Raw genomic sequence first — 14901 nt, 5'->3', positions numbered from 1 at the left:
ATATTCCGCGCCGCCGCGACGTTGCCGTCGCTCCGCGCGTCTTCCCGCAGTTCCGACCCCGGGCTGCCTTCGAATATCGTCAGGAGTTTTCATGTCTTCCGATTCTTTCGGCGCGGGATCCGGTTCCGGATTCCAGCTTTCCCGGCGCCGCTTCGTCACCGGCCTGGCCGTGGGCGGCGTTGCCGCCGGTTTTGGCCTCGCGCGCCTGCCCGCATGGGCGAACACCGCCCATTCGATGTACCAGGCGCCGGTGCTGACCGGCACCGATTTCGATCTCGCCATCGGCACCTCGCCGGTCAACTTCACCGGCCGTACCCGCCCCGCGATCACCGTCAACGGCAGCCTGCCGGCGCCGATCCTGCGCTGGCGCGAAGGCGACACCGTCACCCTGCGGGTCGCCAACCGCCTGGCCGACGCGCACAGTTCGATCCACTGGCACGGCATCCTGCTGCCGGCCAACATGGACGGCGTCCCCGGCCTGAGTTTCGACGGCATCGCGCCGGGCGAAACCTACCAGTACCGCTTCCAGCTCAAGCAGTCCGGCACCTACTGGTACCACAGCCATTCGATGTTCCAGGAACAGGCCGGCCTGTATGGCGCGCTGGTCATCGACCCGGCCGAGCCACCGCCCTATCGCTTCGATCGCGAGCACGTCGTGCTGCTGTCCGACTGGACCGATCTGGATCCTGCCGCGTTGTTCCGGCGGATGAAGAAGATGCCGATGCACGACAACACCTACCAGCGCACGGTCGGTGATTTCGCCCGCGACGTCCGCCGCGACGGCTGGGCGGCGACGCTGTCCGATCGTGGCATGTGGGGACGGATGCGGATGACGCCTTCGGACATCTCCGACATCAACGCGCACACCTACACCTACCTGATGAACGGCAACGCGCCCGCCGGCAACTGGACCGGGCTGTTCCGCTCCGGCGAAAAGGTGCTGCTGCGTTTCATCAACGGCTCGGCGATGACCTACTTCGACGTGCGCATCCCCGGCCTGAAGATGACGGTGGTCGCCGCCGACGGTCTGTACATCCATCCGGTCACCGTCGACGAGTTCCGCATCGCCGTGGCCGAGACCTTCGACGTGCTGGTCGAACCCGGCGGCCAGGACGCCTTCACCATCTTCGCCCAGGACATGGGCCGCACCGGCTACGCACGCGGCACGCTGGCGGTGCGCCAGGGTCTGGAAGCGCCGGTGCCCGCGCGTGATCCACGCCCGCTGCTCACCATGTCGGACATGGGTCATGACATGGGCGGCGACGGCCACGACATGGGCGGCCACAAGGGCATGGAAGGCGGTTGCGGCGCGAACATGTCCGGCCAGAAGGGCATGGAGGGCGGCTGCGGCGCCAGCATGGGCCACGGTGCGCATGGCGGCGGCAAGGCACCAGTGCATGCGCCGAGCGAAGCCGGCAATCCGCTGATCGACATGCAGACGGCGGCCACTTCACCCAAGCTGGACGATCCCGGCATCGGCCTGCGCGACAACGGCCGCAAGGTGCTGACCTATGGCGACATGAAGAGCCTGTTCGACGATCCCGACGGCCGCGATCCGGGCCGCGAGGTCGAACTGCATCTCACCGGGCATATGGAGAAGTTCGCCTGGTCGTTCAACGGCATCCCCTTCGCGGGCGCCGAGCCGCTGCGCCTGAACTACGGCGAGCGCATGCGCATCGTGCTGGTCAACGACACGATGATGCAGCACCCGATCCACCTGCACGGCCTGTGGAGCGATCTGGAGGATGACCAGGGCAACTTCCACCTGCGCAAGCACACCATCGACATGCCGCCGGGCACGCGCCGCACCTATCGCGTGCGCGCCGACGCGCTTGGCCGCTGGGCGTTCCACTGCCACCTGCTGTACCACATGGAAGCCGGCATGATGCGGGAAGTGCGGGTGGAGGAATGATCATGCGCCCCCATCTCCCGCTCGGCCTGCTGGCCGCCGCGCTGACCCTGGCGCTTTCCGCCCAGGTCCAGGCACAACAGCACGACCATGCCGCGCATGCGACACCCGCGCCCGCACGGCAGAAACCGCCGGTCCCCGTCGAGGAAACCCCGAAGACGGATGATTCGAAGACGGATCACTCGCAAATGGATCATTCGAAGATGGACCATTCGCAGAGGGCTCCAACGCAGATGGACCACTCGCAGATGGACCATTCGACGATGGACCACGGAACGGCGGCCAAGGCTCCCACCGATCCGCGCGAACCCATTCCGGCCGTCACCGACGCCGACCGCGCCGCCGCTTTCCCCTCCCTCAAGCCGCATGCGATGGAACATGCGCCGGCGTTCAATTCGTTGGTGATGATCAACCGCCTGGAAGGCTGGGATGCGGACCACGGCACCGGACAGGCCTGGGAAGGCAGCGCCTGGTTCGGCACCGACCTCAATCGGTTGTGGCTGCGCAGCGAGGGCGAACGCGAAGGCTCGCGCACCGAATCGTCCGAACTGGAAGTCCTGTACGGCCGCAGCGTCTCCCCCTGGTGGGATGTGGTGGTGGGCGTGAAGCAGGATTTCCGCCCGGCCGATTCACGCACCTGGGCCGCCTTCGGCGTGCAAGGGCTGGCGCCGTACAAGTTCGAGATGTCCGCCACCGCTTACGTGGGTGAATCCGGACAGGTCATGGCCACGGTGGAAGCCGAGTACGAACTGCTGCTGACCAACCGCCTGATCCTGCAACCGCTGGTCGAAGCGAGCTTCTCGTCCAAGGACGTGCCCGAGTACGGCGAAGGTACCGGCCTCAACAAGGTCGAAGCCGGCCTGCGCCTGCGCTACGAAATCAACCGGCGTTTCGCGCCCTACGTGGGCGTGGTGCACGAACGGCTGTTCGGCGACACCGCCGACTACCGGCGCGGCGAAGGCGGCGACACCCGCGATACCCGCTTCGTGGCCGGTGTCCGCTTCTGGTTCTGACAAACCGGCGGCGGCGAGCGCGCCGCCGCCTCATCCCGATTCGATTGGAAAATGATCCGATGAAAAAACACGTTTCCGCATCCACCCTGATGGCACTCGCCCTGCTGGCCACCCCCGCATTCGCCCAGGATCATGCCGGCCACGGCAGCCACGCCGGTCATGGCACGCCGGCCCCGGCGAAGAAAACCAACACCGCTGGCAACGGCAATGCATCGTTCGAAAGCCTCGACAAGAACCGCGACGGCTTCGTCGGCAAGGCCGAACTGCCCGAGCGCCACCCGTTGTTGCCGCATTTCGGCATGGGCGACAAGAACGGCGACGGCAAGCTGGACCGCAAGGAATTCGCCAGCGCGATGGCGATGCTGTAAACCGTCCGGCGGAATCCGGAAGGATCCCGCCGGCCTTCCGGAGAAGAAACCACCATGAGTTCCCTGCTGAAACACCTCACCGCCAGCGCGTTCCTGGCCGGTTCCAGCGTGCTGCTGGTCGCCTGCGGCGCGGCGCCCGGCGCGGCTTCGGCCAGTGACCGTGTCGCGCTCGCCGCCGTCCCCTCGCCCGCCCAGGCCGCGGCGGAAACCGCGGCCGCTTCCGCGACCGCCACGACTGCCGCAACCTCCTCTGCCGCCACGCCCGCCCACCTGCCGCTGATCCGCGTGCACAAGAGTCCCAGCTGCGGCTGCTGCGGCGTCTGGGTCGACCACGTCCGCACCGCCGGTTTCCCGGTCGAGGTGCACGACACCGAGGACATGATGACGGTGAAGGATCGCCTCGGCGTGCCCGAGCCGATGATGTCCTGCCATACCGCCGAGGTGGATGGCTATTTCGTCGAAGGCCATGTTCCGGCCGAGGACATCAAGCGCCTGCTCGCCGAGAAGCCGAAGGCACGCGGCATCGCCGTGCCCGGCATGCCGCTCGGCTCTCCCGGCATGGAAACGCCGGATGGCCGCACCCAGCCTTACGAAGTGGCGTTGGTCGGCGGCGACGGCACGACCGGGACCTTCTCGCGCCATCCCTGAAAAAAGAAAAGCCCCGGCAGGAGAGACTTCCACCGGGGCAATGGGGTGTTTCCGTCTAGATCTTGAAGTCGTCGTAGGCGATTCGCGCCTCGTCCACGCCCAGCCGCTTCAGCAGTTGCCGCGTCGCCATCAGCATGGCCGGCGGGCCGCACAGATAGAAATCGCAGGCATGCAGATCCGGATGGTCGCGCAGCAGGGTGTGCTCGGCCACCTCGTGCACCAGGCCACGCAGCAGCCCGTCACCGCACTCGGCCTCGTCCGACAGCACCAGGTGCCAGCTGAAGTTGGCGTGCCGTTGCGCCAGCGCCGCCATTTCCTCGATATAGGGCGCGTCGCGCAGGCTGCGTGCGCCGTACCAGAAGTGCATGCGCTCGCCTGCCCCGCCGTCGAGGCAGGCATGGATCATCGCCCGCAGCGGGGCCATGCCCGCACCGCCACCGATGAACACCTTCTCCCGGTGGCCCGGCTTGATCGCGAAATCGCCGAACGGTCCGCTGAAGCGCACCTTGTCGCCGGCCTTCAGCGAGTACAGGTAGGTCGAACCCTTGCCGGTCGGCACCCGCTTCTTCCCTTGCGCGCCCGGATTGAAGCGCGCCAACAGGCTCAGCCGTCCCTCCGTGTTCGCCACCGGCAGCGACAGCGAATAGGAACGCCGCACCGCTTCCTTGTTGACCAGATCGGCCGGCAGTTCCAGCGCTCGCCAGTCGTCGCGATGATGTTCCGGATGCGCCAGATCGTGTGGACGCAGGCGGTAATCCGGCACATGGACCTGCAGGTAGGCGCCGGGCTGGTATTCCTCGCCCAGCGCGGTGTCCGTCTTCAGCACGATCTCGCGCAGGAACGGCGTTACTGCCTCCACCCGTTCGACCACCGCCTCGTGCTCGGTCCACAGGCGGCTGCCGCCCGACACCTCGACGTGGGTGTCCTTGTCGACGTGCAGGTTGCAGGCCAGCCGGTAGCCGAGTTTCAGGCGTGATTCGGGCAGGTGCGCGCGGTCGGCTGCGGTCGCCGGCGGCGGCGTACCGCGGAAGCGAACCTCGCACAGGCCGCAGCTCTGCCCACCGCCACAGTTCGAAGGCAATTGCAGACCATTGCGCGCCAGCGCCAGATAGACGTTGTCGCCATCGGCGGCGGTCACGGTGCGCAGGCAGGTGCCATCGGGATCGTGCACAGCCAGCTCATGGCCGCCGCGCCAGCGACGCGGCACGAACTCGCTCAGTCGGAAGCTCGCGAACAGCAGCCAGACGCCGGTCAGCGCCATCCACAGCCCGCCGATGCCCGCCGACACCACCAATGGATTGTTGAAGTCCACCCGCCCGCTGTAGTCCATGATGTGCAGCATCCAGAACACATCGAACAGCCGCCAGGTGCGGTTGCGGTGCTGCAACACCTGGCCGGTGTCCGCGGCCAGATAGACCGTCGTCTCCTCGGCGTCGTCGAAATCCACCCGCCACAACCGGCCGGGGTGATCGCGCACTTCCAGCGTGCGTTCCAGCAGGCGCGCCGGCGCCGCCTGCCCGGGTCCGGTGTAGGACGCCCGCGCCAGCTGTCCCGCCAGCGCGGCGTCGATGGCCAGGCGTGTTCCCGTCCGCGCATCGACCAGATGCGTGCGGGCGCCATCGAATACCTGGTAGACGGGACGTTCGAGCAACCAGCCCGAAGCAACCGTGAACGCGTCCCCGCCCACCGCCGCCAGCGCCGTGGACGCCGGCCGCGCGTCGGTCGGCCATGCCCGCGGTTCCGCCGCACGCGCGCGGAATTCGTGGCCCTGCACCTTGTCGTGCTCCAGCCAGGCCATCATCAATCCACTCGCCATCCACAGCACGAACTGCACGGCGATGATCAGCCCGACCCACTTGTGTAGTTTCCTCAGCCAGGGCGTCATGCGCTGCGCCTCCGGGTGAAGCTGTAGAACAGCAGCCAGGCGCCGCTCAGCGCGAACAGCAAACCACTCGCCGCCGCCACCCGCAACAGGGTGTTGTTGACGTCCGTGCGCTTCTCGTAATCCATGATGTGGAACATCCACAGGAAATCGAACCAGCGCCACAGGCTGTGCCGGCGCGCCAGCAATTCGCCGGTGTCGGGCGAGAAATACAGCGTGGTCTGGCCGCGGTCGTCGAACCGCACCGCCCACATCGGCACCGGCCGGGTCTGCACTTCGCGGGGCGCGCGGGTGATCCATTCGGCGCCGGTCACGTCCGCCTCGCCCTGGTAGACCGCCTTGGCCAAGGCGACCACGGTCGTGCGTTCCAGCGGAGTGATGCGCTCGCCGGTGCCGGCATCGACCAGGGAGGCGCGATCGCCCTGGCGGATTTCGTAGACCTCGCGATCCAGCAGGCGCTTGATCTTCAGTGCGGTGATATCGGGATAGCGCGTGGCCAGATCCGCCTGCGCCACGCGCGGCGCGGCGGCGACCAGTGGATCAGTGTGGCTGTGCGCCAGGTGATCGCCATGGATGATGTCGAGCGGCACGACGGTCATGTAGACGCCGCTGATCATCCACAGCAGCGCCTGTACTCCGACGATCAGCCCGATCCATTTATGGGCGCGGCGCGCCCAGAAAGCGGGTTTCATTCGAATGTTCCTGTTGGTTGCGGCGTCGCCGCGATCTGCCCGTCCGCCGGCTGGCCGGCGGACGGGTCACGGTTCACCAGCGGTAGCCGAAACGCGCGTACCAGCGCCGGCCCAGCAGGTCGTAGGTCATCGTGTCGGTGTTGCCGTCCGTGTAGCTCTGGATGAACGGCGCCTGCTTGTCCCACAGGTTGTCGATGCCGAACGAGACATCGAACGACTGCCCCACCGGCGCGAACTTCACCTGCACGTTGTGATAGGTCAGGCTCGGCGCGTGATCGCCGGTGAACCCCTTCGTGGCGGTGATGTCGTCGGTCTTGCCGATGTACTGCACGCTGTAGGAACCGGACCAGGCATCGCGCTTGGCCGTCAGCGAGGTGAACGCCCGCCAGTGCGCGTAGCTGCCGCGTCCACCGGTGATCTTGCCGGCATACTCGATCAGGTCCGCGCCCGGGAACGGCCGCACGTCATAGCGATCCAGGTAGGACACATCCATGCTGAAGGTCGAGTCGAAACCCATCGCCTCGAACTCGTACAGGCCGCCCAGATCGATGCCGGAGATTCGCTCGTTGGCCGCGTTGACCGGCTGCGAGGACAGGAAGTCCACTTCGCCGGTGACCGGGTTGCGGGTGAAGTTCTCGCTGCCGCAGAACGGATGCGCCAGGCCGGGGGTGTTGTAGCAGATGGACAGCTTGGTCGACCCGTCGATACGCTGGATCGCGTTGTCGATGCGGATGTTGAAGTAGTCCACGGTCAGGGTCAGGCCCGGCAGGAAGCCCGGCGTCCACACCGCGCCCACCGTCAGCGACTTGGCGTCCTCCGGTTCCAGATCCGGGTTGCCGCCGGAGGTGGTCAGGATGGTGTTGCCCGGCTGCACGTAGCCGGCCGGCACGCCGTAGGCCTGGCAGTTCTGGCGCACGGTCGGATCGATGGTGGTGCTGGTGCTCCAGCCGCTGCACGGATCGGTCGTGGTCAGATTGCCCTCGGCGACGCCGCCGAACAGCTCGGGGATGTTCGGGATGCGGAAGGCCGTGGCGTAGTTGGCGCGGATCTTGAGCGACGGCATCACCTGCCAGTCCAGGCCGACCTTGTAGTTGATGTCCTCGCCGAACAGGTCGTAGTCCGAATAGCGGACGGCGGCGTTGAGGATCAGCGAATCGGCGATGGCGCTGTCCATCAACAGCGGCACGGCGAACTCGACGAAGGCTTCCTTGGCGGTGTACTCGCCGGCGATCGGATCCTGCTGGTTGGTATTGGCGATGCCCATCACCGTCAGCGGATCCGGATCGCGCCAGCCGCGTTCCTTGCGGACTTCGATGCCGGAGGCGAAGCCCACCCAGCCCGCCGGCATCTCGAACAACTGGCCGCTGATGTTGGCGGTGAAGCTCTTCTGTTCGTTGCCGCCATGATCGCGGGTGGTGAACAGGATGTAGTCGAGCACTTCCTGGGTGACATCGCCGTAGCCCAGGTAGTCGGCGCAGGGGATCGCCGCCCCCGGCGCGTTGCTGCAGATCGTGGTGTCGAGGGTCTGGTCCACGCGGTCCAGGTTGGCCACCTTGGTAGAGCCATCCAGGCCGGTGTTGCGGCCCCAGTTCAACGCGGCCGACCAGTCCCAGTTCATGCCCAGCTGGCCTTCCAGCCCGACCACCGCGCGGAAAGTGTTGGTGTCCTGGAAAAACCGGCGGGTACCGGCTTCCTCAAGGCGGCGACGCTGCAACAGCAGATCCTGCCCGGTCGGGTTGGTCGGATGATCCGCGGCGATGTTGATCGGCCGGTACACCCCCAGGCCGCCGGGCGTCGCGAGCTGGTGCGACTGGCGATTGGTGTACATCAGTTCGGTGAACAGGCGCGTGGTATCACTGAGCTGGGTATCGCCGAACAGGCTGAAGCTCAGGCGCTTGATCGGATTGACCGCGTTGAGGGTCGGGTTGCCGTTGTAGTTGTGCTTGGCCGCCGAATACGGCTCGTAGAAGTCGCCGTCGCCGTTCGGATCCTGGTTGAAGTTGACCCGGCTGCCGTCCGCCAGCAAGGCGCGACCGCCGATGGTGGTGGAGCTGCCGGAGCAGACCAGGCCGCCGGTGTCCTCATCCACCGCCAGCCCGCAAGGCGCGCGCGTGGCCATGTTGACGCTGCCGCTTTCGGAATAGCTCAGCCCGGCCATCAGCGAGCCGCGATCGCTGGTGGTGCCCCAGACCAGATCGAAGGATCCGTCTTCGCCGTCGCTCTCGAAGGTCTGGCCATAGCGCATCGCCAGTTCGGCGCCTTCGAAGTTCTTCTTGGTGATGATGTTGACCACGCCGGCCACGGCATCGGCGCCGTAGATCGCCGACGCGCCATCCTTCAGCACCTCGATGCGCTCGATCAGCGCCACCGGGATCATGTTCAGGTCGACCGAACTGTTGGCACCGGTGCCGCCGTTGACCACGCGACGGCCATTGAGCAGCACCAGGGTGCGGTTGATGCCCAGGCCACGCAGGTTCACCTGGGTGGTGCCGTAACCGTTCTCGGCCCAGTAGGCATTGGTCTGGCTGCCGGCGAAACCGGCGGATGCCGGCAGGCGTTGCAGCAGGGTTTCCACCGAAGTGGCGCCGGAACGTTCGATGGTTTCGGCGTCGACGACGCTCACCGGACCGACGCCCGAAATCTGCAGGCGCTTGATGTGGCTGCCGGTGACCTGGACGGTGTCCAGCGTGGTCGCCTGCTCTTGCGGGGCCGATGCAGTGTCGGCGGTGGCGGTGTCCTGCGCGTGCAGGGTGTGGACGAAGCCTGCGCACAGCAGTGCGCCGACGGCCGCGGCCAGCGGATTGGGTTTGAAAAACATGGGCTCTCTCCCCGTGTCGGGTGTCTTGTCTGTTCGGATGGTGTCCCGCGGGAAATGCCCGGCAGGACGAACGGGCCGCGCTCGCGGCCATGACAAGCTCAGCCGATCGGAGGTCGGAACACGCGCGAGACGCCGCTGCGCACTTCCGGCAACAGCGGGGGATTCAGATAGGGCGCATCGAGGACATGCTGGGCGGCGAACAACGGCGCCGTGCGTCCCGGATAGAAGGTGAGCACGCAACTGCACGCGCAACTGGTCGTGCTGCCGCAATCGCAATCATCGTGGTGATTGCCGTTCGTCGGATCGCCGGTCAACCAGCCCACATCGGCGGTGCAAGCGGCTGCGCCGCGGTCCGGCTTTGCCTGTTCATCATGCTGGCGATGGCCGCCCTGCCCGCTTTCGCCGTCGTCGATCGCGGCCAGATCAGCGACCGCCATCCGCGTCGCCGCCCACGCACTGGCCGCGCCGTCCAGGCAAAGGACGGTGATCAGGACCAGTCGCAGGAGCAGGCGAATCGACATCGGGAAAAAACGGGCACCAGGTTGTCTATACGAGAGACTTAACACTTATCGAAAACGGGTGTCAACCGTTTGTGCGCTGCGGCATCGAAATCGCTGGCGGCAGTTGTATAGACATGACATGCTTTTTCCATGGAGACGCCCAAGCCGCATTACCTCAAGCTGAAGCAGTACATCCTCCGCCACATCACCAATGGCGATTGGCCGCCGTTGAGCCGGGTGCCCAGCGAGAACGATCTGGTGGTCAAGTTCGGCGTCTCGCGGATGACCGTCAACCGCGCGCTGCGCGAACTCAGCGACTCCGGCGTGCTCACCCGCGTGCAGGGTGTCGGCACCTTCGTCGCCGGCCCGAAGGCCGAGTCCGCCATGTTCGAGGTGCGCAGCATCCGCGAGGAAATCGTCGCGCGCGGACAGGTCCACAGCGTGCAGGTGCTGATCGGCGAGGCGGTGGTCGCGCGCCCCACCGTCACCAACCAGTTCGGCCTGGAATCCGGTGCCGAACTGTTCCACACCCGCCTGCTGCACAAGGCCAACGGCAAGCCGCTGCAGCTGGAGGACCGCTTCGTCAATCCGGCCAGCGCGCCGGATTATCTGGGCATCGATTTCCAGACCGAGATTCCGCACCAGTACCTGATGCGCGTGGCGCCGCTGGAGCGCACCGAACACGTCATCGAGGCCGAGACCGCCAACAAGCGGCTGGCCGCGCAACTGGAGATCGCCGAGGGCGATCCCGTGCTGGTGCTGACCCGCCGCACCTGGTCGCGCGGCCAGGTCGTCACCTGGGTCCGCCTCACCTACCCCGCTTCCCGCTATCGGTTCGTCGGCACCTTCCAGGTCGGCGCCACCATCACTCCCGGAGGATAACCATGACCGCCACCGATCCCTCGCGCACCGCCGGTGCCCGTCCCGTCCGCGCGCCGCGCGGCACCGACCTGCATTGCCGCAGCTGGCTGACCGAAGCGGCCTACCGCATGCTGCAGAACAACCTGGATCCGGACGTGGCCGAGCGCCCCGACGAACTGGTCGTGTACGGCGGCATCGGTCGCGCCGCGCGCAACTGGGCCTGCTTCGACAAGATCCTGGAAACCCTGCGCACGCTGGGCGACGACGAGACCCTGCTGATCCAGTCCGGCAAGCCGGTCGGCGTGTTCCGCACCCACGCCGACGCGCCGCGCGTGCTGCTCGCCAATTCCAACCTGGTCCCGCACTGGGCCACCTGGGACCACTTCAACGAGCTCGATAAGAAGGGCCTGATGATGTACGGCCAGATGACCGCCGGCAGCTGGATCTACATCGGCAGCCAGGGCATCGTCCAGGGCACCTACGAAACCTTCGTCGAACTCGGCCGCCAGCACTACGGCGGCGACTGGTCCGGCAAGTGGATCCTCACCGCCGGCCTCGGCGGCATGGGTGGCGCGCAGGCGCTGGCGGCGACGCTGGCCGGCGCCAGCAGCATCGTCATCGAATGCCAGGAATCGCGCATCGATTTCCGCATGCGCACCCGCTACGTGGACTTCAAGGCCCGCAGCATCGAGGAGGCGCTGGAGATCATCCGCACCACCGATCGCCCGGTCTCGGTCGGCCTGCTCGGCAACGCGGCCGAGCTGCTGCCGAAGTTCGTCGAGCTGGCGCGCCAGGGCGTGGCCAGGCCGGACGCGGTCACCGACCAGACCTCCGCGCATGACCTGATCAACGGCTACCTGCCGGCCGGCTGGACAGTCGAGCAGTGGGTCGCCGCGCGCAACGGCGGCGACGCCGAGCGCGCCGCGCTGACCAACGCCGCCGCCGAGTCCTGCGCCGTCCACGTCAAGGCGATGCTCGATTTCCACCACATGGGCGTGCCGACGATCGACTACGGCAACAACATCCGCCAGGTCGCCAAGGATCGCGGCGTCGCCAACGCCTTCGATTTCCCCGGCTTCGTCCCCGCCTGCATCCGCCCGCTGTTCTGCCGTGGCATGGGCCCGTTCCGCTGGGTCGCGCTGAGCGGCGATCCGGAGGACATCTACAAGACCGACGCCAAGATCAAGGAACTGTTCCCCGACAACGCCCACCTGCACCGCTGGCTGGATCAGGCGCGCGAGCGCATCGCCTTCCAGGGCCTGCCCGCGCGCATCTGCTGGCTGGGCCTGGGCGAGCGCCATCGAGCCGCGCTGGCGTTCAACGAAATGGTCCGCAACGGCGAACTCAAGGCGCCGATCGTGATCGGCCGCGATCACCTCGACTGCGGTTCGGTCGCCAGCCCCAACCGCGAGACCGAAGGCATGCGGGATGGCTCTGACGCGGTCTCCGACTGGCCGCTGCTCAACGCGATGCTGGCGACCTCCGGCGGCGCCACCTGGGTCAGCCTGCACCACGGCGGCGGCGTCGGCATGGGCTTCTCCCAGCATTCGGGCGTGGTCATCGTCTGCGACGGCAGTGAGGCCGCCGACCAACGCCTGTCGCGCGTCCTGTTCAACGATCCGGCGATGGGCGTGATGCGCCACGCCGACGCCGGCTACGAGGACGCCCTCGCCTGTGCCCGCGAACACCACCTGCATCTGCCTGCCATCACCGGATAAGCCTCCATGTTGAATCTCGTCCCCGGCCAGCTGTCGCTGGCCCAGATCCGCACCATCGCCAACACCTTCGAGCCGATCCAGCTGGATCCGGCCTGCCTGCCGGCAGTGCGCGCCTCCGCCGAGACGGTGCAGTCGATCGTCGCCGCCGGTGCGCCCGCCTACGGCATCAACACCGGCTTCGGCAAGCTCGCCAAGGTGCACATCCCGGTCGACCAGTTGGAACAGCTGCAGACCAACCTGGTGCGCTCGCACGCGGTCGGCATGGGCCCGCTGCTGGACGACGACACCGTGCGCCTGATCCTGGCGCTGAAGATCGCTTCGCTGGCGCGCGGTTTTTCCGGCGTGCGCGAGCGGACCCTGCAGGCATTGATCGCAATGTACAACGCGCAGATCTGGCCGTGCATTCCCTCGCAGGGCTCGGTCGGCGCCTCCGGCGATCTGGCGCCGCTGTCGCACCTGAGCCTGGCCGCGATGGGTGAAGGCCAAGTCCGCGTCAACGGTGAACTGCGCGATGCCGGCGAAGCGCTGCGCGCCGCGGGCATCACCCCGATCAAGCTCGCCGCCAAGGAAGGCCTGGCCCTGCTCAACGGCACCCAGGTTTCCACCGGCATCGCCCTGCGCGCGCTGTTCGCGGCCGAGCAGGTCTACTCGGCCGCGGTGCTGGCCGGCGCGCTGAGCGTGGATGCGGCCTGTGGATCCGACGCGCCGTTCGATCCGCGCATCCACGCCGTGCGCGGCCAGCCCGGCCAGATCGAGGTCGCCGCCGAATACCTGCGCCTGCTGCACGGCAGCGCCATCCGCGAATCGCACCGCCACAACGACACCCGCGTGCAGGATCCCTACAGCCTGCGCTGCCAACCGCAGGTCATGGGCGCCTGCCGCGACCAGTTGCAGCAGGCCGCGCGCACGCTGTGGATCGAAGCCAACGCGGTGTCCGACAACCCGCTGGTGTTCACCGACACCGGCGACGTGATCTCCGGCGGCAACTTCCACGCCGAGCCGGTGGCGTTCGCCGCCGACCAGATCACGATTGCCGTCTCCGAAGTCGGCGCGCTGTCCGAACGCCGCATCGCCCTGTTGATCGACGCCAGCATCTCCGGCCTGCCGGCCTTCCTGGTGGCCGAGCCGGGCATCAACTCCGGCTTCATGATCGCCCACGTCACCGCCGCGGCGCTCGCCAGCGAGAACAAGACCCTCGCCCATCCCGCCAGTGTCGATTCGCTGCCCACCTCGGCCAACCAGGAGGATCACGTCAGCATGGCGACCTTCGCCGCGCGCAAGGCCGGCGACGTGGCGACCAACGTGCGCCGCATCGTCGCCATCGAGCTGCTGGCCGCCGCCCAGGGCATCGACTTCCGCCGTCCGCTGAAGTCCTCCGAACTGCTGGAAGCCGCCCACGCCCGCATCCGCGCGGAAGTCCCGCACTACGGCGAGGACCGCTACCTGGCGCCGGAAATGCAGGCATTGGAAGCGCTGGTCGCCAGCGGTACATTGACCGCCTTCGTCGACATGCCGCTCGGGATATCCGCGTGATTCCAGGCTGGAAAGGCCGCATCGACCCGCCCGGCGACGGCGACACCCGCCGCTGGCACCAGATCGTCGCCACGCCCGAGGCGGGCGCGCCCGCCGGCGTGGCGCTGGTGGGGTTCGCCTGCGATGAAGGTATCCGCCGCAACAACGGCCGCACCGGCGCGGCGCAGGGCCCGATGGTCCTGCGCGCGGCACTGTCGAACCTGCCGGTGCGCGACGACGCCCCGCTGTACGACGCGGGCGACGTGATCTGCGAAGGCGAGGATCTGGAAGGCGCGCAGGCGGCGTTCGGCGCCCGCGTCGCCGCCCTGCTCGACGCCGGCCACCTGCCGATCGGCCTGGGGGGCGGGCACGAGATCGCCTTCGCCAGCTACCAGGGCCTGGTCGGCCACCTGCGCGAGCGCCGCCCGCGCGTGGGCATCGTCAACTTCGACGCGCATTTCGATCTGCGCCGGCAACCGGTCGGCAGTTCCGGCACGCCGTTCCTGCAGGCGCTGGATCACGCCGCCGGCATCGGCCTGGACGCGCAGTACCTGTGCCTGGGCATCAGCGCCTCGGCCAATACCCGCCAGTTGTTCGAGACCGCCCGCCAGCGGGGCGTGCGCTATCTGCTCGACGACGAGATGGACATGCGGCGGCTGGACCTGTGCCAGCAGCGCGTGGCCGACTGGCTGCGCGATGTCGACCTGATCTACCTGACCATCTGCCTGGACGTGCTGCCGCACGCGATGGCGCCCGGGGTCAGCGCCCCCAGCGCCCGCGGCGTGCCGCTGGAGGTGCTGGAGCCGCTGCTGGAAACCATCGCGGCCACCGGCAAGGTCGCGCTGATGGACGTGGCGGAGCTGTCGCCACCGTTCGACCGCGACAACGGCACCGCCCGGGTCGCCGCCCGCTTGATCCACCGCGCGGCGCACGCCATCCGCGGCTGAGCCCGCCAGCGCAACAAAACCCTTGACTCTTGA

General features: G+C 67.6%; 12 protein-coding genes. 8 read left to right on the top strand and 4 right to left on the bottom strand.

The window, feature by feature from the left end; genetic code table 11:
• Positions 1–91 precede the first annotated feature (91 nt).
• Genes IQ458_RS08205 through IQ458_RS19870 form a run of 4 tightly spaced genes read left to right on the top strand, consistent with a single transcriptional unit; the run spans position 92 to position 3938 of the window.
• Positions 92–1912: a copper resistance system multicopper oxidase gene (locus IQ458_RS08205; RefSeq protein ID WP_203322489.1), complete on the top strand. Its 1821-nt coding sequence runs from the start codon at positions 92–94 to the stop codon at positions 1910–1912.
• Positions 1909–2922, top strand: coding sequence for a copper resistance protein B (locus IQ458_RS08200; protein ID WP_425504657.1), 1014 nt, complete (start codon positions 1909–1911; stop codon positions 2920–2922). The genes IQ458_RS08205 and IQ458_RS08200 overlap by 4 nt, the downstream gene beginning before the upstream one ends.
• A 59-nt stretch (positions 2923–2981) precedes the next feature.
• Positions 2982–3290, top strand: coding sequence for an EF-hand domain-containing protein (locus IQ458_RS08195; protein ID WP_203322487.1), 309 nt, complete (start codon positions 2982–2984; stop codon positions 3288–3290).
• A gap of 54 nt (positions 3291–3344) precedes the next feature.
• Entirely contained in the window at positions 3345–3938 is a 594-nt protein-coding gene (locus IQ458_RS19870; RefSeq protein ID WP_203322486.1) for a DUF411 domain-containing protein, read from the top strand.
• Between the two features lie 55 nt (positions 3939–3993).
• Here IQ458_RS19870 and IQ458_RS08185 read toward each other — a convergent pair whose 3' ends face one another.
• The 4 genes from IQ458_RS08185 to IQ458_RS08170 all read right to left on the bottom strand — a co-directional run bounded on the left by IQ458_RS08185 (position 3994) and on the right by IQ458_RS08170 (position 9851).
• Positions 3994–5823 carry a 2Fe-2S iron-sulfur cluster-binding protein gene (locus tag IQ458_RS08185; RefSeq protein WP_203322485.1) on the bottom strand — a complete coding sequence of 610 codons (1830 nt, stop codon included), beginning with the start codon at positions 5821–5823 and terminating at the stop codon, positions 3994–3996.
• The gene (locus IQ458_RS08180) at positions 5820–6512 is read right to left on the bottom strand and encodes a PepSY domain-containing protein (RefSeq protein ID WP_183636575.1); all 693 of its coding nucleotides are present in this window, start codon (positions 6510–6512) and stop codon (positions 5820–5822) included. Before IQ458_RS08180 ends, IQ458_RS08185 begins: the two co-directional genes overlap by 4 nt.
• Before the next feature lie 73 nt (positions 6513–6585).
• Entirely contained in the window at positions 6586–9330 is a 2745-nt protein-coding gene (locus tag IQ458_RS08175; RefSeq protein ID WP_203322484.1) for a TonB-dependent receptor, read from the bottom strand.
• Positions 9331–9428: 98 nt separating this feature from the next.
• Positions 9429–9851, bottom strand: coding sequence for a CopL family metal-binding regulatory protein (locus tag IQ458_RS08170; protein ID WP_203322483.1), 423 nt, complete (start codon positions 9849–9851; stop codon positions 9429–9431).
• Positions 9852–9980: 129 nt separating this feature from the next.
• Between IQ458_RS08170 and hutC the strand changes: the two genes are divergently transcribed.
• From hutC to hutG, 4 genes are read left to right on the top strand one after another with little or no spacing between them, the layout of a single operon-like run.
• Positions 9981–10712 carry a histidine utilization transcriptional repressor HutC gene (hutC, locus tag IQ458_RS08165; RefSeq protein WP_192198675.1) on the top strand — a complete coding sequence of 244 codons (732 nt, stop codon included), beginning with the start codon at positions 9981–9983 and terminating at the stop codon, positions 10710–10712.
• Between the two features lie 2 nt (positions 10713–10714).
• Positions 10715–12409 (top strand): urocanate hydratase, encoded by a 1695-nt coding sequence (gene hutU, locus IQ458_RS08160; protein WP_183636586.1) that lies wholly within the window; start codon positions 10715–10717, stop codon positions 12407–12409.
• Positions 12410–12415: 6 nt separating this feature from the next.
• The gene (hutH, locus tag IQ458_RS08155; RefSeq protein ID WP_203322482.1) at positions 12416–13942 is read left to right on the top strand and encodes a histidine ammonia-lyase; all 1527 of its coding nucleotides are present in this window, start codon (positions 12416–12418) and stop codon (positions 13940–13942) included.
• Entirely contained in the window at positions 13939–14868 is a 930-nt protein-coding gene (gene hutG, locus IQ458_RS08150) for a formimidoylglutamase (RefSeq protein ID WP_203322481.1), read from the top strand. The genes hutH and hutG overlap by 4 nt, the downstream gene beginning before the upstream one ends.
• Positions 14869–14901: the final 33 nt, after the last annotated feature.

It is taken from the genome of Pseudoxanthomonas beigongshangi (assembly GCF_016820515.1).
In the GTDB taxonomy this organism is placed as follows: Bacteria; Pseudomonadota; Gammaproteobacteria; order Xanthomonadales; family Xanthomonadaceae; genus Pseudoxanthomonas_A; species Pseudoxanthomonas_A beigongshangi.
Note: the sequence above shows the minus strand (reverse complement) of the source record. Positions and strands in the feature narration are given on the sequence as shown.